Source organism: Aliiglaciecola sp. SL4, assembly GCF_041538045.1.
Classification (GTDB): Bacteria; Pseudomonadota; Gammaproteobacteria; order Enterobacterales; family Alteromonadaceae; genus Aliiglaciecola.
Genome location: NZ_JBGOSE010000010.1, coordinates 126,165 through 146,867, shown reverse-complemented (window position 1 = coordinate 146,867; position 20,703 = coordinate 126,165). Strand labels below are relative to the sequence as shown.

Below are 20,703 nucleotides of genomic sequence, written 5' to 3'. Positions count from 1 at the left end.
ATAAAGTGTAGTTGTTTGTTTGACTATGGTGGTCCAGTTTGTGACTGTCTAAATTTGAAGCTGTTCGATCACAGAAACAGTGGCTGTCCAATAAAAAAGACTGTCCAATAAAAAAGACTTCCAATAAAAAAGGCTATTCCTTAACGGGAATATTTTCGAGTAACTTTCTAATTGCGCTGTTGTTGTTTAAGTTGGCTAAATCCATGAGGTAGCTTTTTTCAAGGGCCTGCATTGGCTGTCCTGATAGAAGCTCTTTTACCGATTGTTCTTCACCATTCACAATCGCTGTTTTTAGTGCAGCAAAATGCATAAAGCTATTGTCATCTTGATTCGAGTTTTCCGATGTCATTTGTTGCTCCTAGGTTACGTTTTAATCCCCTAAAGTTTAAATATGAACCTAGCATATCAGGCGGTGTTTTAACAATCTGTGCTATTTTTTATCATTTCCATCACTATTTCTGCGCATGCTTTCAAACAGCGAAGGTTCCCAAGGTCGCATGGCCATAAGAATGCCCATATGTTGGCGCTTAGATAATGGTAAGGAGGCATCTTCTTGATTGAGGTCTGACGCTTCTTTAGTGAGTTGGTTTAACTTACGTTGGATGATCTCTATTGAGGTTTGTGAATATCGACCACGGATATATAGCCTGAAATTCCACTTTTCATCCTTTTTCGGCGCCATGAATTTCACCATAACCTCTTGCTCCATAAATTTCTCCAATGGACCACCAGGTATCCATCTAAAGTCTTGGGCAATTAAGGTTTTATAATGGTTGTTGGGCAATAAACTAATAATTTTAAGTTTGTCTAATTTTGCTAATAGGCGCGTACATTCAAATTGATCAATATCGTAATGTTCGATTAATTCTTCGAACTTCCATGAATCCCGCACACACACAGCCACCAACAATAATTTAGGATCGGCAAGTAATTGTAGTTCTTGCTCTTCGGTGAGTTGGCTGAGCTTCTCAGTTTGCTTTTGTGCAACCACAAAAAGATCAGAAAGTGACATTTGGAGTACGTCGCAAATTTCTTCTAAACGTTCCAATGTAAAACTATTGGTTGAAAATATGCGTTTTATATTGGCCTCGCTCATAGCCAATTTATCGGCAAGATCTCGGTAGGTAACTTGCTGTTGTTTTAAAAGTTGCTTGAGTGTTTTGCTAACCTGTCCAATTTGACTCATTTCTACCCTTTGGTATTAAAATAATAAACTATTGGTTGACGTTTAGTATACATAAATCAACTTTGTTTACATAGGGTATACCCAGTAGCTATTGTTTATCTCGTTCATAACTAACAGGAAGAACAATATGAAACGTGTAACAAGCGCTCTAATTATGATTTTATCTATGTCATCACTAAATACTCAGGCAGCGGGCTCAGCTCATCACAGTGGTCAAGCAAGCAAACACACTGCTTTAGCGGCATCAGAAGGAGTTGCATCCACTGCTAAAGTTGCCAGCGTTGCTTTGGTCACCCCAGTGATTGTGGCGGGCGGTGTGAGTTTAGTTGCTGGAAGTGTGGTTGCCGAAGCAGGAGACGCACTAAGTGACGGTCTAAAATCTTCTCATGCCAGTTCTCATCATCCCCATCATCAACATACTTTGATTATCACTGAGCATACGATCACGGCCGATCCTGCGCCCAGCCAAGTAATTAACAAAAAGTAAATTAACAATGCCCTTTTGAATCATTTTAATAACCCTTGTAAGGAGAATAGGGAAATGAAATCTACGACAGTTTATCTATTTATTATTGTTAGCATTTTTAGTTTTATCAGCCCTAATGCATTGGCTGGAAGTCAAAGCGATGCAGCCAGTCAGCATGCACCAGAACAAATTATTAAGTTTGCCAAAGATGTAGAAAAATATGCCGCATCAAAAGGTGCTAGAGCATTTATTATTGCTAGAGTGGGCAGACCAGAGAAAGATTTGCCCGAAGGTATTAAGTTTACTCATACGGCTGTTGCTCTATATTCAAATATTACTTTGGATAATGGCGAAATTGTGCAAGGTTATGCGATACATAATCTTTACCAGCAAAGCGGCAAAGCTAACAAGAGTGAGCTGGTCGTCGACTATCCAGTAGATTTCTTTTGGGGAGTGCATGAGTTAACCGCCGGGATTTTAATTCCTAGTGCAGAAGTGCAAGACAAATTAATTGATTTGATTGCTTCAGGAAAAGATAAATTCTTGCACAATCAAAACTATTCGGTCATTGCCAACCCTTTTAATTCGACCTTTCAAAACTGTACTGAATATACTTTAGATTTATTGAACTCGGCCATTTATAACACCCAAGACGTCGCCCAGTTGAAGGTTAACGCGAAGGCACATTTCCAAGCCCAACGAGTAAAAACTAGCCCGTTTAAGTTATTTTTTGGCTCAATGTTCATGGATGATGTCACTACTCAAGATCACAATGGCAAAGTGTACACCACCACGTTCACAACCATTGGCCAGTATTTGCGTGAGAACAAGTTGGCCAGCGAGTTTATTACCTACACGGCTGCTGGAGATATAAACTCCTTGTAAAGTATATTATTTGTAAACTTTAAGGCTTGAAATAATCTTCATCTAACAACTGGGTTTATTATTCGTGTTTTTGAAGGCAAACTCTATCCATACCTTAATCAACACACGAAACAAGTGAGAATTATTATGACAACACAAACATTAGAAACTTCGATGCAAGGGCCTACCAAATCTTATACCTTTGCAGCCATTGCCGCTTTGCTTATCGGTATCGGCGCGTATGGCGTGGGACTCTTCAACGCACAAATGTTACTTAATGAAAAAGGTTACTACTTGATCACCTTACTTTATGGCTTGTTTTCAACTGTATCGTTACAGAAAAACATACGAGACAAAGCAGAAGGCATTAATACTTCTTCTATTTACGGTACCTTATCTTGGTTATCAGCAGGACTGGCCATTGCACTTTTGGTAATCGGTTTGATTAATGCAGATTTATTATTAAGTGAAAAAGGGTTTTACGGAATGGCATACACATTAAGTTTGTTTGCTGCTGTGACTGTCCAGAAGAATGTTAGAGATACTCAGGCGTTAAACAATGATAAAACTGATGAAGGGAAAAATTACATAGAGCAAACGGAATTAACCGCAGATTAAAAATAGTTAGTAATTAAAAATTCGTTAATTAAAGCCTGTTTAGCTACTAAACAGGCTTTTTGAGGTTATTAGTCCTCAACTCGGTAAGATGTGGTGATGTTCACATTACCGGCTAACATTAGCATCACTGAGCAATATTTTTCACAGGATAACTGAACCGCGCGAGCCAGATGTTTATCACTTATTTTTTCACCGCTCACCACATATTCTGCATGAATATCGGTAAATACTTTAGGTGCCGATTTCGCGCGAGTGGCCTTGAGCTCACATCGACAACTCGTTAGGGGGAGACGAGATTTCTTCATAATTTCAACTACATCTACAGAAGAACAGGCTCCCACCGATAATAGAACAGTTTCCATCGGTGTTAATTGTTCACCATTGCCATCTAATTGAAAAGTTTTACCTGAGTCTGTTTCACAATCAAACAGCATACCTTTTCGCCAAGTAACGGTCGCCTGCATTTCTTGTTCCTTGTTAAGGTCGTTATAGTTTTACTTTACCAGTGTGATTTTGGTTTTATCGATTAAAATACGCTTCTGCTTAAACAGCGAACCTAAGGCCTTTTTGTAGGCGTTTTTACTGGCTCCAAAGCGCTGGCTAATTTCATGAGGAGGACTTTTATCCGTTAAGGTGGACAGGCCATCATGGGCAATCAGATCGTCAATTATAAGTTCGGTTAACTCTTTTCTGGCTTGCTCGTTGTGAAGCTGAAAACACAAATCAATTTTCCCGTCTTCGCGTATTCGTTTTACGTAACCTTTCATCTTTTGGCCGGTGCGAATAGGTTTAAATACTTCATCTTTAAAAATCAAACCGAGGTGCGTACCGTTTATCACCGCTTTGTAGCCTAAATCTGTGCGACCACAAATAATTAAATCCGCTTCTTCTCCGGCTTTCAGATCATGGCCGTCTTCAGATAAAAAGTCGCGAAGTTTTGTCGATGCCGCAAGCCGTCCAGTTTCTGGATCTTCAAATACATAAACCACGTATTCAATACCTTCAGACATGGGGCGTTCCTGCTCACTAAAAGGTACTAACAAATCTTTTTCTAGCCCCCAATCTAAAAAAGCACCAACTCGAGTCAGGCTTTTTACTTTTAAGACAGCCACTTCATTAACCTGAGCTAGGGGGATTTTGGAGGTCGCTATAATGCGATCTTCACTGTCATGATAGATAAACACATCCACCATTTGACCAACTTCACAACCTTCAGGTGCAGAACCATTTGGCAATAAAATACGTTCTACTTGTGAACCGTCTAGATAAAATCCAAAGGGTAATTTGTCAACCACTTCTAAGTGATTCATTTTTCCAATTTGTAGCATACACCTGACTTTTTTTAAGAATAAAGTAAACTAGCGAATCTTAGTTGTGATCTGCGAAAAAATCACTAAGTTTGAATTCGCCTGAGATCACCATTATATCTGAATTTACAAGGAGCAATAAGCGCTTGATCAAACTAAATTGTGACTTAGGTGAAAGTTATGGCGCGTGGCGGATGCCACATGACGATTTAATTATGCCCTATGTTGACATGGCAAACATTGCTTGTGGATTCCATAGTGGCGACCCACAGGCTATTCAATCCGCCATACTCTCGGCAAAACAACACAATGTGAAAATAGGTGCACACCCATCCTATCCTGACTTACAGGGATTCGGCCGTCGCAGTATGGCACTAACGGAAGATGAACTTATTCCGCTTTTACATTATCAAATTGCGGCATTAGAGGGCATGGCAAAAATACATTCGAAGACCGTCGATTATGTTAAGCCTCACGGTGCGTTATATAACGATATGATGGCCAATAAAAGTATATTTGAAATTGTGGTAAAGGCTGTCAGTCTTTACTCTGAGGCATTAGTATTGGTCGTTCAAGCGGTATCGAATTGGCAATCATTTCAACAAATAGCAGATCAGTATAATCTCGAGCTTCAATTTGAAGCGTTTGCCGATAGGCGTTATGCAGAAACAGGTTTACTTCTTTCTAGGGCGAAACCGGGCGCTGTATTGCAGTTAAATGATATGTTCGCACAGGTACAACGAATGGTAAAAAGTCAAGAAGTGGTGTCGGCATCTGGTCAAGTTTTACCCTTAAAAGTTGATACTTTGTGTGTGCATGGAGATAGTGCTGGTGCGGCTGAGGCGGTAAAACATATCCGTGAGTTATTATCTTAATGGCTGTCCTGGAATTACTAGAATTATGAGAAGCGAAGCAATTAACATAAATATAGCCAGTGAAAATGCCGTTATTGTCTATTTTGATGGGCCTACACTGAAACATAAAAATCAACAGGTAAGTATGTTTGTGCATTTACTGGAACAAACTGACACGCCTTGGTTGTTAGATATTATTCCTGCTTATCACTCTGTATTAATTACCTATGATATATTTCTCACAGATTATTTTGCAGTAAAAGCGCAAGTATTTGGGTTAACAAAAGCGCTGCAAGTTGGCGAGAGTGAACAAGCTGGTTTGTCACAGGAGTCTAAAATTGTAGAGATCCCAGTATGTTACGGTTTGTCTGACGACAATGATTTACAGCGTATCGCTGAGCATAATCAGATCACTGTCGATGAGGTTATCCAAATACACCAACAAAATAGCTACCGTGTTTATTATTTAGGCTTTGCCCCTGGGTTTGCATTTTTAGGGGAAACCGATGAAAAAATCGCCACTCCAAGGTTAACCAGTCCACGTAAAAAAGTCCCCAAAGGTTCAGTGGCTATCGCTGATCGGCAAACCGCTATTTATCCTAATGTTTCGCCGGGAGGATGGAATATTGTTGGTGTCTGCCCGTTAGAATTATTTGTCCCAGAACAAGCTTCTCCTTCTCCTTTCAAAGTAGGTGATACTGTTAGATTTAAACCCATTAGCGAAGATACGTATTATCAAACGCTGGAGCAAAGTTCGTGATTGATGCTGTTGAAATAATAGCGACCGGTTTGCAAAGTATTTTAGTGGATGCTGGTCGAAGGGGTTATCAACACTTAGGGATTACCACTGGAGGGCCAGCTGATCGACGAAGCTGCCAATGGGCCAATTGGTTGTGTGACAATCAAAACATCGCCCCAAGTATTGAAGTAATTGGTTGTGGATTTAGTTTAAAAAGCCTTTCTGATTGCCAAGTGGCAGTTACAGGGGGGACAACGGAAGTTTGTATTAATGGTCAACAGCAGCCATCGTGGCGCAGTTTTCAACTGCATTCGGGCGACATTGTTACCATTAAAAAAGCAGTTAATGGACTTCGTAGTTATGTGGCTGTCCATAAAGGATTTGATGTTGCCGAAATCTTTGGAAGTTGCACAACAGTGATACGGGATAGGCTAGGTGGCTTAACAAAAGACGGCCAAGCGTTGCAGCAGGGGGATAGAATTGCATTTTATAGTCAAACTCCTGCTACTGACCCCAAAACGCCAAAAATTGCTCCTCTTGCTGCTCAAAGAAGTGTTAAGGTTGCGGTCAACAGTGAATTAACCTTGAGATTAGTTGAAGGGTATCAAGTTAATGATTTTACCCCTGTGGCTTTACGACAATTTTATCTTCACCAATACATTGTCAGCCCTGATTCAAGTCGAATGGCGTGTAAATTAACTGGCAATCCCATTGCCGCACCAAACCAACCCATGTTATCTGAAGGTATTACCCGCGGAGCAGTGCAAATTCCTCAGCAAGGCTTACCCATAATAATGTTGGACGATCGGCAAACGGTAGGAGGCTACTTTAAATTGGGGAGTGTGTTGTCCATTGATTGTGATTTGTTGTCTCAAGCGACACCAGGTTGCAAAGTCACTTTTTCAGCAGTGGATATTCAAACTGCCCATAACTTAGTCAATTTAGCCGAGATTAAACACGCTAATCTATTCACTCAAATTCATTCTAATTAACATTTTTGGCTGCAATATGACTGATGCAACTGTATACCTCAATGGCAAATTTATGCCTCAAAATGAAGCGATGATATCGCCACTGGATCGTGGCTTTTTATTTGGAGATGGGATTTACGAAGTGATCCCAGCCTATGATCGCAAAATGGTTGGTTTTGGCCCACATATCGCCCGTCTACAAAGTAGTTTAACCGCCATTGGCATTAACTTAGGTTGGCCTGATGAAAAGTGGCGAACCATTTTGTCTGAACTTTTGGCGCAAAACAGCGGTGATAGCTTAGCGGTTTATATTCAAGTGAGTCGCGGTGTGAGCCCCAAACGTCAGCATGGTTTTCCAGATAATGTTGAACCAACCTTGTTTATGATGTGTTATGCCATTAAAGCACCGGTTAACTATGATGATAACAACAACAACAAAGGGTTAGCCTTGGTAAGCCAGCAAGATTTGCGTTGGCGTCAATGCCATATCAAGTCGACTTCTTTGTTGGGTAACGTTTTGCATTATCAAAGTAGTCAAGACCACAAAGTAGATGAATGTTTACTTTACAATGAAGGAAATCAGATTACCGAAGCATCATCTTGCAATGTTTTTGTGGTTAAGGACAATCAGGTTTTTACACCGCCTTTAGACTCCCAATTATTACCAGGAATTACCCGGGCTATCGTGTTAGATCTTTTAAAAAAACACACTGATTATCAAGTGATGGAACAAAATATTAGTCTAGAACACGCCCGTTTAGCGGACGAAATATGGTTAACAAGTTCGACTAAAAATATTGCTCGGGCGATAACCTTAGATGGTGAAAACATTGCCGATGGAAAGATTGGAAAAGTTTATATACAAATAAACTCGTTATTTAATAAATTTAAGTACGATTACTGATATTTAATTCTTGATTATTTTTATTGCCCTAGGACACGCTATTTAATGACTCGCCCCACCGAGATTACAATTGATTTAAACGCCTTGGTTGCTAATTGCCATTATGCTCAAACGCTATCGCCAGACAGTCAAACTGTGGCTGTGGTAAAAGCCGATGCTTACGGTCATGGTGCAGCAGAAATTGCTAAAGCATTGCAGCAAAGTGTCACTATGTTTGCAGTCTCTAGCTTGGAAGAAGGTATTGAATTGCGCCAACAGGGGATTTCCCTACCGATTTTATTGTTGGAAGGGTGCTTTTCTCAAGAAGAGCTATTTATTGCGTGTAAACAAGGGTTTAGCGTGGTTATGCATAACCTGGGGCAGTGTCAAATGCTAGAAAATTTAGACACCAATACAAGTATTAATGTTTGGTTGAAGGTTGATACGGGCATGCATCGACTCGGCTTTTCACCTGAACAGGTAATGGATATTTATTCAAAACTAAATAGCGCAAAACAGGTAACAAATGTGGTGTTAATGACGCACTTGTCAGCGGCTGATGAAATCAACAATAACTTTACGAATGAACAACTAGCAAAGTTTATAAACTGCCGTGAACAGTTAGAAAAGCAATTCTCTAAGTCAATTAAAACCAGCATGGCGAACTCGGCAGGGATAAAAGCATGGTCTCTTGCACGCGGAACATGGAATCGTCCTGGTATCATGTTATATGGCGTTTCTCCTTTTATGCCTGAGGATAAATTAACTGAAGATGATATGCAGCGGCACCTAGTCCCGGTGATGACGTTTAAGTCCAAAGTGATAGCACTACGTAAGGTCCCACAAGGAGAGAGTGTGGGTTATGGTAATACTTGGGTTGCTGCCCAGGACTCTATGGTGGCTACCATTGCGGCAGGTTACGGAGACGGTTACCCGCGCACTGCGAAACTTGGCACACCGGTTTTGGTAAATGGACAAAAAGCTAAACTATGCGGCAGAGTCTCCATGGACATGATAACGGTTGATGTGACAGATTTAACTGAGGTAGAAATTAATTCTGAAGTTGAATTGTGGGGTAAAAAATTATTAGTTAACGAAGTGGCATCTTGGTCAGATACAATAGGTTATGAACTGGTTACTAGAATGCCAAAACGAACACTCCGCAGAACTATTAATCCATAGAAGATTGAACTTTATTTCAATCTTCTGTTTCCAATGCTCTAATCTTCGTCACAACTATCGTCAGTGCACTCACCATACAAATATAAACTGTGATGGGTTAATTTCATTTTGTTCTGAGCTGCAACTTCTTCTTGACGTTTTTCGATGATCGGATCTTCAAATTCGATGACTTTGCCACATTTTAAGCACACTAAATGATCATGATGTTGCTTATGACTTATTTCAAATACTGATTTACCACCTTCAAAGTGGTGTCTGTTCAAGATTCCTGCGTCATCAAACTGATTAAGAACGCGGTAAACTGTGGCTAAGCCTATTTCTTCACCTTGTTCTATCAATAATTTGTATACGTCTTCCGCACTAATATGTTGGTTTGCAGGTGCCTGCAAAACCTCGAGAATTTTCAGTCTTGGTAGGGTGATTTTAAGCCCTGCTTTTTTTAATTCTTTATTTTGATCCATCTGTATTTCTAAACGATAACTGGTGGTTTCATTATAGGGAAGTAATTCAAATATGAAAGGGATAGGGGACAAACTAATTACTAAAGTGGTTAAATATTTCTACTTCAGCTACATTTTTTTAACATGCTACCCTTTAGGAACCAATTTAACGAAATATTCGGCATTTACGTAGTCTCAGTACAAATACGTATTATGCAATTGGTTAGCGACAAAGGGTGTAATAACTCGTTGGATTTTACTCATTAAGAAGTTAATCGGTTAGTTGAGGTGAAGGCTAAATATGAGGCTAAATGTTATAGGCAAGATTATTACTGGTTTTATTTCGTTCGGCTGTGTAATGCTGGTTACAAATTTAATTTCATATCTTGGTTTAGCCGAAATACGCCAATCTGCGCAAAGTGTGGTGGAACAAAAAATGCCTGTGCATGCTAATATGTTGCAAATTCAAACGGGTATTTTGTCACTTGCGACTATCTCCACCAAAGGCTATTTTGAACAATCATTGAGTCAATTACAGAATAACCAACAGATGTTCAATCAATTGTCAGCTGAATTTAAGCAGAGTCTTGAAAGCCTTAATCAAATCACTGGCAATAAAAATACACATTTTCAACAAGGTCTACACAGTGCGTTAGCCTATGTTAGCCAATCTAAAAAAATGTACCAAGCAAGGGAGACGCAGCTATTGTTAGCTGCTGAAGTTAAGGAGACGGCCACTAATATTATTGCCATGGCTGATGAGACCAGTGCGTTATTAGGTGATTTGACGTTTTTGGAAGGTGATGATCCCAACCTTGATATTCTAATCGGAACGGCAATCAATGCAGACAATAAAATAATGCCTTTGTTTGGTTCAATAAAAGAATATATCGCCACTGATGATTATCAAATAAGTGACATTATTAAGGGGGATATCGAATTTACCCTCAGTAATGTGCAAGTTGATATTGATTATATCAATAGATTAGCTGAAACCATTGATACACAAGGGTATGTGCAATCGCTCAATACTCAATTTTCATTATTACAAAATTTACTGCAGCAAGATCCCGGAATATTTTCAAAACAACAACAAAAACTTGTCTTAATTGCGCAAGCAAATGATTACAATGTGACTGCGAATGGGCATTTAGAGATTGCGAAACAGCAGTTTTCAACGGTTTTTTCAGAGGTTAATCAAGACACATTAACAGGGCAACAGGCGATTATCGAAACCGTTAACTCTAATATTTGGAAAGGGCTAATTTTGTTATTTATAGCCTTGATGGCGGCTATTATATTTGGCAGTATCTCCACACGAAGTATTGCCTCTCCCTTGGCAACGATTAATCGCAGTTTAGCTGTTATTAGCAGTGGCGATTTAACCCATAAGGCGTATTCCATCAATCAAGATGAATTTGCGGTTCTGGCAACGAATGTTAATAAGGTCACTGAAAACTTACATGCTGTTGTTGAAAAGATTATCCTTCAAGAAACATCATTAGAAAATGCCACTGAGACAACAGCTAACCTTAGTAAACAGACATTAGAGCAGGTTGAAAAGCAAAAGGAACAGCTTAGCCTAACTGCCAAAGATACCAATTCCATTCGTCAAGCCAGTAAGTCGAATATAGAACAAATTCAACACGGCATGCAGCAGTTGCAACAAGTTAGTTTACAAAGTGCCAATGTCAATCAATTAGTGTCCTCCACGCAAACACAAATATCTGAACAAACCCAGCAGACCGCACAATCGTCGAAAATAATTAACCGGTTAGATGAAAATAGTAAAAAGATCGGCAGTATTTTAGATGTGATTAAAACGATTGCTCAGCAAACCAATTTGCTGGCATTAAATGCCGCGATTGAAGCCGCCCGAGCTGGCGAACAAGGCCGAGGTTTTGCGGTGGTGGCAGACGAAGTGCGGACCTTAGCTACCCGAACCCAAAACTCCACGGAAGAAATTGAATCCATGATCGAAAGTCTACAAACTGATGCAGAGCAAGCGGTGACGGCAATTAATACAGGTGCCGAGTATGCTAAACAAAGCGAAGCACAAATTTCTGATGTAGCCCAACAAGTTACTGAAATAAATCAAACTATAGTCGGTTTACGGGAAATGAACCAAGAAATTGTCAGTGACAGTTTAGAACAGGATGCGTTGTTTGAGAAAATAGCTGATAATTTGGCCATTATAGTGGCATTAGCTGAGCTAAGTGCACAATCGACTCATTCCTCTGCAATGGCAAATCAAACATTAACGGATTTAATGGTGGAAATGAAAAAAGCAGTTAGCCAGTTTAAGTTGTCATCTTCATAAAAACCGCCAGTGATTTAACTGGTTAAAATGACTGAGCAAAACAAGCGCTAGATGTATTATATGTATCTAACGCTTGTTCGATGAGGGAGGAAACCTAAATCGAGGAGTTTAGGCTAATTCAGACAAACAAAGTTCTTCATGAATTTGTTTACACCAATCTTTCACTCTCTGTTCGGTTAACTCGGGTTGACGATCTTCATCAATCCCCAGACCAACAAAATGTTCGTCATCGGCCATGCCTTTTGAGGCTTCAAAATCATAGCCTTCACAAGGCCATTGACCTACTAGAATAGCGCCTTTTGCTTCCACAATATCACGTATCATACCCATAGCATCTAGGAAGTATTCTGCGTAATCTTCTTGATCACCACAACCAAAAATAGCGACTAGCTTGTCATTGAAATCTATTTCTTCTAACTCTGGAAAAAAGTCATCCCAATCACACTGCGCTTCGCCGTAATACCAAGTTGGGATCCCGAATAAAAGTAAATCAAACTCGGCAATGTCTTCTTTGCTGCTTTTAGCAATATCATGAACATCAATAAGATTCTTGCCCAGTTCTTTTTGGATCATTTTCGCAACGTGTTCTGTGTTACCTGTATCACTTCCAAAAAATAAACCTACACTTGCCATTCCAACTTCCTTTACTTAACTAATTCGATGCCTAATTATATTAGATGCCACTGTTTTCCCAGAAGATCTGGATCAAACCTTTGGCGATAAATCCGGCCGCACCCAAAAATAAAACAAGATAAACCACTGCTCTACCAAGGAAAGGCACATTGTTCTTTTTCAACACATCGTGTATCGCAAACCCCATTAGGGCAAAAAGCGCAACCAAAGTCAGGTTTAACACGATAGCTTCTATTTGCTCATAATATTCATTTAGCATCGCAAAACCTTCAGAATAAAAAAACGCGCAGAATATACCACACAAAGTGACACAAGCGAATTACCCACAAGTATCATTTTGCAAAAAATCTCTAACCAAACGATTAAAAATGACGGGTTTTTGTGCATGTAGCCAATGTCCTGCAGAACCTATGACTTTGGCACTGCTTTTTGGAAATAAAGAACCAATAATTTGTTTGTGTTCAGGCAGGATATAATCTGACTGTCCACCTTTAATAAAGAGTATTGGGGCTAAACAAGGCTTATCACTGTTGATCCCTTCAGAAATGGCAGGGTAATCCCGTTGCAATAATGGCAAGTTAAAGTCCCAGCGCCAGTTTCCATCCACTTGTCTTAAACTTTTCAGCAAAAATTGACTTACTCCTGGCTCCTCTAAAAATTCAGACATAATTGCATCAGCCTCACTTCTCGACTTTATACTGTCTAAATTAACCGAGTTTAAGGCTTTAAAAACATTCTGATGACGAGGTGTGTATCTTACAGGGGCAATGTCTGCGATAACTAACTTTTCGATGAGGTCTGGGTTATCAAGGGCCATTTTCATGGCGATTTTCCCCCCTAGGGAGTGCCCCAAAACGGATACCTCGGTTATCTTTAAGGATGTGATTAATTGCACAATCTCATTGGCATAACCAGTGAAAGAGAATCCTTCGGTAAAGGCGGATTTACCATGGTCAGGTAAGTCAATGCTCAGTACATTGAAGTCACTTTCAAGTGCTTTTCTGACCATAGATAAATTATCTAGGCTGCCAAACAGACCATGTAAAAGGACTAAATAAGGTTTTCCAGCGAGATTGCTGCTTAGATGATAATTAATTGATTGCATAAGTGTGTAGATAGGGATAAATGATCAGATATACAAGCAATTTAATTGAATTAATTGCACATAGCCAGAAATTAGCAATATTCTGGCCATGTGATTAACATTTTAATTACATGTTCGGGTAGTTAGGTCCTCCTGCACCCTCAGGGGTTACCCATACAATATTTTGGGTTGGATCTTTGATATCACAGGTTTTGCAATGAACACAGTTCTGAGCATTTATTTGCAGTTTTTTGTCACCTTCAGGGCTGTCAATAATCTCATATACGCCAGCAGGGCAGTACCTTTGTGCAGGCTCATCGTACTTAGGCAAATTGATAACAATAGGTGTGGCTGGATCTTTTAAGCGTAAATGACAGGGCTGATCTTCTTCGTGGTTGGTATTAGATAAAAATACCGACGAAAGTTTATCAAAACTAATCACGCCATCGGGTTTAGGATATTCGATTTTTGGAAAATCACTGGCTAAACCAATTGCACCATGATCAGTACTGGTATCTTTTAACTTGAAAAGAACTTTGCCGCCAAGGATATTTTGTTCGAAAGTATTGTAAGCGCCGCCTAAAAAGGTGCCAAATTTGTGCAGTGCAGCACCGAAATTTTGCGCACTATATAGTTCTTCATACAGCCAAGAATTTTCAAACTTCTCAGCATAGGCAGTTAAGTCTTGGCTGACTTTATCTTGGCTGATTGCCTCTACTATTGTCTCTGCAGCTAAGATGCCCGATTTCATGGCAGTATGATTTCCCTTTATTTTCGCAAAATTTAGGGTACCTGCATCACAGCCGACTAATATTCCGCCTGGAAAGGTCATTTTCGGCAATGAATTATAACCACCTTTAGCAATGGCTCTGGCACCATAGGAAACGCGCTTACCACCTTCTAAGTATTGTTTTAGTACCGGATGCTGTTTCACTCTTTGGAATTCATCAAAAGGACTCAAATGCGGGTTCTTATAATTAAGATCGATAATGATCCCCACCAATACTTGATTATTTTCAGCATGGTAAAGGTAGCTACCGCCGGTTTCACTGCTTAGGGGCCATCCTGCAGTGTGCACCACTAAGCCTTCTTGATGTTTGTCTGGATCGATATCCCAAATCTCTTTAAAGCCAATACCATAGTGTTGAGGCGAAGCATCTTTATCAAGGTCAAACTTGGAGATAAGCTGTTTACCTAAATGGCCGCGACAACCTTCAGCAAATACCGTGTATTTGGCTCTTAACTCCATGCCTGGCATATAGCTGTCTTTGTGCTCACCTGACTCACTGATACCCATGTCGCCGGTGATGATGCCACCAACACTACCATCATCATTATAAATTATTTCAGAAGCAGCGAAACCGGGAAAAACTTCGACACCCAATTGCTCAGCTTGATCAGCTAACCAACGACAGACATTCCCCATACTGACAATATAGTTGCCTTGATTATGCATAGTCTTTGGGGTCATAACATTCGGCAGTTTGGTTGCAGAGCTTTCATTCTTCAGATAATAGATATGATCATTAGTTACTTTTGTCGTTAGAGGTGCGCCACGCTCACTCCAATCTGGAAAAAGTTCTTCCATAGCCTTAGTTTCAAATACAGCTCCCGAGAGAATATGAGCACCTACCTCAGAACCTTTTTCGACAACACATACCATCAGCTCTTGTTCATTCTGTTGAGCTAACTGCATAATTTTACATGCGGTCGATAGACCGGCTGGGCCAGCCCCAACTACCACCACATCGAACTCCATCGATTCACGTTCCACTGGTTTTCCCCTTTATAGATATCTATTAATTAAAGAAATATACAATTAAGCAACTATCATCCGTAGTTACCAAAAATGATCGATAATATTCATCAATCATATAGTTTACACCCTTTGTAATTTACTTGCTATGAGCCCCATTTATGCATTGTTTAAATTTATTTATATCAATGAGTTAAAGGTTGTTTAAAACGTTTTTTTCGGGCAATATTCTAGCTTTAAAAAGCGCTCTTTTAATTTACACTAACATACTAAAACTTAAGCTCAAATTGAAATTACAAGCCGCAAAATAGTGGAAACTTCAATTACAACTTTGCGAACACGTAGTTGACGCTTTGGTAAACAGCCAGTAAATTTACGCAAACTTAACAAATACGCAAATTTTGCGTTTTTAATGCTCGACACTTTATATCTTATAGAGGTAAACATGAAAATTTTAGTGCCGGTTAAACGTGCCATTGATTACAACGTTAAAGTACGCGTTAAAGCCGATAACAGTGCGGTTGATTTGACCAATACAAAAATGTCTATTAATCCGTTCTGTGAAATTGCTGTAGAAGAAGCTGTTCGGTTAAAAGAAAAGGGTATTGCTGATGAAATTGTTGTTATTTCTATTGGTGATAAAGCCTGCCAAGAGCAAATTAGAACAGCACTAGCACTTGGAGCGGATCGTGGTATCCAAGTTGATACCAGTGAAAACCTAGACTCTTTGCAAGTCGCAAAACTATTGGCAAAAGTGGTTGAAGAAGAACAACCAGGAATGGTTATCCTAGGGAAACAATCAATTGATTCTGATAACAACCAAACTGGACAAATGTTAGCAGCCTTAACAGGTATGCCTCAGGGGACTTTTGCATCTGTTGTGGATGTAGATGGGGATAAAGTGAAAGTGACGCGGGAAATTGACGGTGGTTTACAAACTGTCGAATTAAGTCTTCCAGCCGTGGTCACCACTGATTTACGACTCAATGAACCTCGTTATGCCACGCTTCCTAACATTATGAAAGCAAAACGCAAGCCTATTGATGTTAAGCCTGCAGACGGTTTTGGGGTCTCACTTGCATCAAATGTTAAAACATTGAAAGTTACGCCACCGGCCCAACGTCAAGGTGGTATCAAAGTGGCCGATGTAGCAGAGTTGGTCGAGAAATTAAAAACTGAAGCGAAGGTGATCTAATGGCTGTTTTAGTATATGCAGAACACGATAACGAACAATTAAAAACTGAAACGCACAAACTAGTTAACGCAGCCAGTAAAATGGCGGGTGATGTAGTTGTTTTGGTTGCTGGGCAAGATTGCGCTGGGGTAGCGGAACAAGTAAGTAAGATTTCTGGAGTGGGTAAAGTATTATTGGCCGACAGCGCTGAGTACACTCACCAAATGGCTGAAAATATCGGTGACTTGGTGACTGAATTAGCTGCTGACTATTCTCATATCATTGCTGCTGCCACTACAACGGGTAAAAACTTCATGCCCCGTGTTGCAGCTCTTTTAGACGTAGCACAAATTTCAGATGTTATCGCAGTCGAAAGTGAAGATACTTTTGTTCGTCCTATTTACGCTGGTAATGCCATTGCCACTGTGCAAAGTAGTGACACTAAAAAAGTACTAACTGTTCGTGCTTCAGCGTTTGATGGCGCAGAAGAAAATGGCTCAGCTACGGTTGAAGCCATTGATAGTGTGAAAGTGTCTGAAAAATCAGCATTTGTGAGTGCAGAACTAACTGAGTCTGAACGTCCTGAATTAACCGCTGCAGAGGTGATTATTTCTGGTGGTCGCGGTATGCAAAATGGCGAAAACTTTAAATTGCTTGAAGGTATCGCTGATAAACTTGGTGCTGCGATTGGTGCATCTCGTGCTGCCGTTGATGCTGGCTTTGTACCAAATGATATGCAAGTGGGGCAGACAGGAAAAATTGTTGCACCGCAATTATATATCGCGGTTGGAATTTCTGGTGCCATACAACATTTAGCGGGTATGAAAGATTCGAAAGTGATCGTAGCGATCAATAAGGATGAAGAAGCGCCAATTTTCCAAGTTGCTGATTATGGATTAGTGGGCGACTTGTTTGATGTATTACCAGAGTTAGAAGCAGCACTATAAGCGGTTTCAATATAACAAAAAGGCAGTCTGCAACTATGCATGACTGCCTTTTTATTGGTCTGCGCTTTATATTAGGATTATACGCTAATAAATCCTATTCGCGGTTTATACAGAAACTACTGAGTTATCGTCAAAAGAAATAGGTGAAGTCACGTAAGCGTCTGCACTCCAATCATTTTCCCATTCTTCATCATCTAGCAAATATCGGAATTGATATTCCGCATCAGCTGGTAAATTAATGGTAGAAGAAAATGAGCCATTCTTTAATTTCTTCATTGGTGATGTTTCGATATCCCAATCATTGAAATCGCCCACTAAACGCACTGTTTCAGCATTTTTAGCTTCTTCTTTCGAAAGTTTGAAAGTTACTTTACACACTGGTTTTGATTTAAGGTATTGTTTCTTGAAGCTCATATGCCCCTCCGCATGGTAATTAAATTACATTAATAGGCTATTAATTCAGCAGTATTACAGTTTTAATCTAATTTTGTGAAATGAAATTACAAAATATTCCGGTTCTTGACTGAAAATCGTACAAAACATGCCCTTTATCGGTGCAAAATTTATTACGCGTTTAAATTTTATGCACTTATTTAGTGTAAAACAACCCGTTTTGAACGATCAATTTGTCTTTAGCATGTATTAAATCAGAAATTGTGCCAATTTGTTTTAATCTAGATCAATTAGTATTCAATTATTGACGAAAATTATGAGCTTCATATCAGTTTAAAACTGCTTTGTTAGACAAACTCGTTGAATGTAGGAGGCAATTAACGTGCTGCTGAAACTAAAAGTTATTAAGGATTCTTGCTGAATTGTGTTTAACACGCGTAAAACTTGTTCTAATCGAATGTGTAGCATCGCAAAAAAAACGACCCTTAAGGATCGTTTTTTAACTTTACATTGTTTAGCTGTATTTTAGTAAAAGCTAATTTTTGCTTCAATACCAAAGATACGAGGTTGGTTCATAATCCCTGATAGGTTATTGAAATCAATCGCTCCTTTAACATTTTCTTCGTCGGTGATATTTCTACCAAAAAGCGCAATAGTGTAGTTGTTTTGGAAGTTTTCATAACCGATACGCAAACCACCTTCATAATTGCTGTCAGAGGTAAACTCCACTGAGTCGTATAGGAATAAGCTCGTTTCACCCTGGAATGCCCAATCGGTGAAGACAAATAGCTCTCCATCATCACCAATAGGAGTGGCGTATCTTGCTGTGAAGTTGAAAATAGTTTCAGGTGCTTGAGGGAAGGCGTTTCCGTCAATACTAGCAGCATAGCCGTCAGGTCTCGGATCAAACACGGTACAATTTCCAGTAAATGCAAAATCAGCGTTTGCGCCACATGGTAAGATAGTCAAATCACTATCTTGAATTTCTGTGTGGTTATAACTGTAACCAGCGGTTAATGTTAGATAATCCGTGACCAAATATTCTACGTCAATTTCAAAACCATAACCTACGCCTTTGTCAGCATTAATCAACGCAGTTGTATTAGCACCACCGCCAATTGCACTAAGTTGCATGTCATCAATTTCATAATAAAAAGTTGCAGCATTGATCCGTAATGTATCTTCAAGTAGATCTTTTTTGATCCCTAGCTCTATGGAGTTGATAGTCTCAGCTTCAGCTACCGATGGGCTTGATTCAAATGCAACATCACGGCCTTGAATGGTTTGTGCTCTGAAACCATTTGCTAATCGAGCAAATAACGATGTGTTGCTATCAAGTTTATAGTTTGCACTGAGTTCCCAACTGACTTGACCATCATCAACATTGATATCGTCATACTCTTGAATAGAAGCCGCGCCAATTACGAGGGCGAAACCATCAACATTCTGCTCGCCAACCATAAGTGACTTTTCATCATAGGTATATCGTAGACCACCGATAACTTCTAACTTATCGTTAACTTGATATGAGGTTTGACCAAAAACAGCCCAAGTTGTATTTTCATGAAAGACAGTGGTTGCGCCGTAAAATCCGTCGATACTTGTTACATTAAAAGATGCATCATAATAAAACGCACCTAGCTGCCAGCCTAGTGCATCATCTGTGTCACTTGCTAGTCGAATTTCTTGGGTTAGCTGCTCTAAATCATCCAGTTTATCTTGGGTTACTGCAGAGAATGCAATGTTGCCTGGGTAGGTGGTTTCTTCCGTTCCATCACCATTAATGTCTGCCGGTTCGTTTAAAACAACACCACCATCAATATCACCTAAACTATATCCTTCAGCTTGCTCATAAGCAGTGATACTGGTTAACGTCATGTTTTCTAGCCCAAACTCTAATTTCAGCGAGGCACCATAATTGCTATATTCTTGCGGGTTATTATCTGCTCCATTGCCATCTATATCGCCATCATAATAAAGCACGTCACGGTCAAAATTCTCATTTAGATCGTTGCTGCCTTTAGTAAAAACGTTGGCGCGGAAAATCGATGCTGTGCCGTCCAGTTCTCTTCCATGCACATTTAATAATGCAGAAAAATCGTCATTGGGTGAAAAAAGTAATTGACCACGCCAAGCTTTTTCGTCGAAACCACCCATGGCATCATTTTCGCCAGTATAAGCATTATCGATCCAATCACTACGGTTTTGCGATAAAACGGAAAAACGTCCCGCTAAATTATCTGTTAATCCGCCACCGACAGCGCCTTCAAAATTTAAGGTGCCCAAGTTACCTACACCCAGTTTCATATAAGCGTCGAAATCTTCGCTGGGTTTGACAGAATCAAACTTAACGATGCCTGCAGTGGTATTTCGTCCAAATAATGTACCCTGCGGCCCACGTATTACTTCCACTTGGGAGACATCAAATAATGGAAAACTTTTAAGAATAACGTTTTCCTTAACAACGTCGTCCATAACAATCGAAACAGGTTGTGATGCGGCTAAATCGAAATCTGAATTACCTAGCCCTCTTATGTAGAAACGCGGAGCCACACGACCATTGGAAGTCTCAGCGTACAGACCTGGTACCCTTACCGCCAATGCGATTATATCTTCACCACCAGAGAAGATACTTTCGAAACGTTCGCCATTTAAAGTGGCAATGGATATTGGAACATCTTGAATACTTTGAGTGCGTTTTTGTGCGGTGACAGTGATTTTTTCCAAGCTACGTTCGGATGACGTTGTGTCTTGCTCTTGGGCAAAGCTTAATTGGCTGATTAATGCCGATTGAATGCACAAAGCGATAGCTGTTTTTTTGAGTGTTTTCATATTATGACCAAGTTGTTAGTAAGTTTAATTGTGTGTTTATCCTTTTGCTTTATT

The 20,703-nt window shown here is 39.8% G+C and carries 22 protein-coding genes; 11 read left to right on the top strand and 11 right to left on the bottom strand.

Annotation, left to right across the window (positions count from 1 at the left end; genetic code table 11):
• Positions 1 to 133: 133 nt before the first annotated feature.
• Positions 134 to 349 (bottom strand): hypothetical protein, encoded by a 216-nt coding sequence (locus tag AB6T38_RS14765; protein WP_372548018.1) that lies wholly within the window; start codon positions 347 to 349, stop codon positions 134 to 136.
• Between the two features lie 81 nt (positions 350 to 430).
• Positions 431 to 1,186 carry a helix-turn-helix domain-containing protein gene (locus AB6T38_RS14760; RefSeq protein WP_372548017.1) on the bottom strand — a complete coding sequence of 252 codons (756 nt, stop codon included), beginning with the start codon at positions 1,184 to 1,186 and terminating at the stop codon, positions 431 to 433.
• 127 nt (positions 1,187 to 1,313) lie between these two features.
• Here AB6T38_RS14760 and AB6T38_RS14755 point away from each other — a divergent pair, with 127 nt between their 5' ends.
• From AB6T38_RS14755 to yiaA, 3 genes are all read left to right on the top strand, one after another.
• Positions 1,314 to 1,673, top strand: a complete 360-nt coding sequence (locus AB6T38_RS14755) for a hypothetical protein (protein ID WP_372548016.1) — start codon at positions 1,314 to 1,316, stop codon at positions 1,671 to 1,673.
• A gap of 54 nt (positions 1,674 to 1,727) precedes the next feature.
• Positions 1,728 to 2,537 (top strand): DUF2145 domain-containing protein, encoded by an 810-nt coding sequence (locus tag AB6T38_RS14750; protein ID WP_372548015.1) that lies wholly within the window; start codon positions 1,728 to 1,730, stop codon positions 2,535 to 2,537.
• A 126-nt stretch (positions 2,538 to 2,663) separates the two neighbouring features.
• Positions 2,664 to 3,134 (top strand): inner membrane protein YiaA, encoded by a 471-nt coding sequence (yiaA, locus tag AB6T38_RS14745; protein WP_372548014.1) that lies wholly within the window; start codon positions 2,664 to 2,666, stop codon positions 3,132 to 3,134.
• A gap of 68 nt (positions 3,135 to 3,202) precedes the next feature.
• Here yiaA and AB6T38_RS14740 read toward each other — a convergent pair whose 3' ends face one another.
• Entirely contained in the window at positions 3,203 to 3,598 is a 396-nt protein-coding gene (locus AB6T38_RS14740; protein ID WP_372548012.1) for an OsmC family protein, read from the bottom strand.
• A 30-nt stretch (positions 3,599 to 3,628) separates the two neighbouring features.
• On the bottom strand, positions 3,629 to 4,444 hold the full coding sequence (locus tag AB6T38_RS14735) for a S1 RNA-binding domain-containing protein (RefSeq protein WP_372548011.1): 816 nt from the start codon (positions 4,442 to 4,444) through the stop codon (positions 3,629 to 3,631).
• A gap of 146 nt (positions 4,445 to 4,590) precedes the next feature.
• On the opposite strand from AB6T38_RS14735, the gene AB6T38_RS14730 reads away from it, so the two are divergent.
• Genes AB6T38_RS14730 through alr form a run of 5 tightly spaced genes read left to right on the top strand, consistent with a single transcriptional unit; the run spans position 4,591 to position 9,070 of the window.
• Complete coding sequence (locus AB6T38_RS14730; protein WP_372548028.1) at positions 4,591 to 5,316, top strand: 5-oxoprolinase subunit PxpA; 726 nt, start codon at positions 4,591 to 4,593, stop codon at positions 5,314 to 5,316.
• Positions 5,317 to 5,341: 25 nt separating this feature from the next.
• Positions 5,342 to 6,055 carry a 5-oxoprolinase subunit PxpB gene (gene pxpB, locus AB6T38_RS14725; RefSeq protein ID WP_372548010.1) on the top strand — a complete coding sequence of 238 codons (714 nt, stop codon included), beginning with the start codon at positions 5,342 to 5,344 and terminating at the stop codon, positions 6,053 to 6,055.
• Complete coding sequence (locus AB6T38_RS14720) at positions 6,052 to 7,026, top strand: biotin-dependent carboxyltransferase family protein (RefSeq protein WP_372548009.1); 975 nt, start codon at positions 6,052 to 6,054, stop codon at positions 7,024 to 7,026. The genes pxpB and AB6T38_RS14720 overlap by 4 nt, the downstream gene beginning before the upstream one ends.
• 16 nt (positions 7,027 to 7,042) lie before the next feature.
• A complete protein-coding gene (locus AB6T38_RS14715; RefSeq protein ID WP_372548008.1) occupies positions 7,043 to 7,909 on the top strand; it encodes an aminotransferase class IV in 867 nt (288 codons plus the stop codon).
• Between the two features lie 45 nt (positions 7,910 to 7,954).
• Entirely contained in the window at positions 7,955 to 9,070 is a 1,116-nt protein-coding gene (alr, locus tag AB6T38_RS14710) for an alanine racemase (RefSeq protein ID WP_372548007.1), read from the top strand.
• A 38-nt stretch (positions 9,071 to 9,108) separates the two neighbouring features.
• Here alr and fur read toward each other — a convergent pair whose 3' ends face one another.
• Positions 9,109 to 9,531 carry a ferric iron uptake transcriptional regulator gene (gene fur, locus AB6T38_RS14705; RefSeq protein WP_348492179.1) on the bottom strand — a complete coding sequence of 141 codons (423 nt, stop codon included), beginning with the start codon at positions 9,529 to 9,531 and terminating at the stop codon, positions 9,109 to 9,111.
• Positions 9,532 to 9,868: 337 nt separating this feature from the next.
• On the opposite strand from fur, the gene AB6T38_RS14700 reads away from it, so the two are divergent.
• On the top strand, positions 9,869 to 11,830 hold the full coding sequence (locus AB6T38_RS14700) for a methyl-accepting chemotaxis protein (protein ID WP_372548006.1): 1,962 nt from the start codon (positions 9,869 to 9,871) through the stop codon (positions 11,828 to 11,830).
• 108 nt (positions 11,831 to 11,938) lie between these two features.
• On the opposite strand, the gene fldA is transcribed toward AB6T38_RS14700, so the two are convergent.
• From fldA to AB6T38_RS14680, 4 genes are all read right to left on the bottom strand, one after another.
• Entirely contained in the window at positions 11,939 to 12,463 is a 525-nt protein-coding gene (gene fldA, locus AB6T38_RS14695; RefSeq protein ID WP_216047513.1) for a flavodoxin FldA, read from the bottom strand.
• Between the two features lie 40 nt (positions 12,464 to 12,503).
• The gene (locus tag AB6T38_RS14690) at positions 12,504 to 12,722 is read right to left on the bottom strand and encodes a DUF2788 domain-containing protein (protein WP_216047512.1); all 219 of its coding nucleotides are present in this window, start codon (positions 12,720 to 12,722) and stop codon (positions 12,504 to 12,506) included.
• Between the two features lie 60 nt (positions 12,723 to 12,782).
• Complete coding sequence (locus tag AB6T38_RS14685; protein WP_372548005.1) at positions 12,783 to 13,568, bottom strand: alpha/beta fold hydrolase; 786 nt, start codon at positions 13,566 to 13,568, stop codon at positions 12,783 to 12,785.
• A gap of 106 nt (positions 13,569 to 13,674) precedes the next feature.
• Entirely contained in the window at positions 13,675 to 15,306 is a 1,632-nt protein-coding gene (locus AB6T38_RS14680; protein WP_372548027.1) for an electron transfer flavoprotein-ubiquinone oxidoreductase, read from the bottom strand.
• Positions 15,307 to 15,748: 442 nt separating this feature from the next.
• Between AB6T38_RS14680 and AB6T38_RS14675 the strand changes: the two genes are divergently transcribed.
• Positions 15,749 to 16,498, top strand: a complete 750-nt coding sequence (locus tag AB6T38_RS14675) for an electron transfer flavoprotein subunit beta/FixA family protein (RefSeq protein ID WP_372548004.1) — start codon at positions 15,749 to 15,751, stop codon at positions 16,496 to 16,498.
• Entirely contained in the window at positions 16,498 to 17,424 is a 927-nt protein-coding gene (locus AB6T38_RS14670; protein ID WP_372548003.1) for an electron transfer flavoprotein subunit alpha/FixB family protein, read from the top strand. The genes AB6T38_RS14675 and AB6T38_RS14670 overlap by 1 nt, the downstream gene beginning before the upstream one ends.
• Positions 17,425 to 17,529: 105 nt before the next feature.
• Here AB6T38_RS14670 and AB6T38_RS14665 read toward each other — a convergent pair whose 3' ends face one another.
• The gene (locus AB6T38_RS14665) at positions 17,530 to 17,838 is read right to left on the bottom strand and encodes an isoamylase early set domain-containing protein (protein ID WP_372548002.1); all 309 of its coding nucleotides are present in this window, start codon (positions 17,836 to 17,838) and stop codon (positions 17,530 to 17,532) included.
• Positions 17,839 to 18,342: 504 nt separating this feature from the next.
• Positions 18,343 to 20,649 (bottom strand): TonB-dependent receptor, encoded by a 2,307-nt coding sequence (locus AB6T38_RS14660; protein WP_372548001.1) that lies wholly within the window; start codon positions 20,647 to 20,649, stop codon positions 18,343 to 18,345.
• Between the last annotated feature and the right edge of the window lie 54 nt (positions 20,650 to 20,703).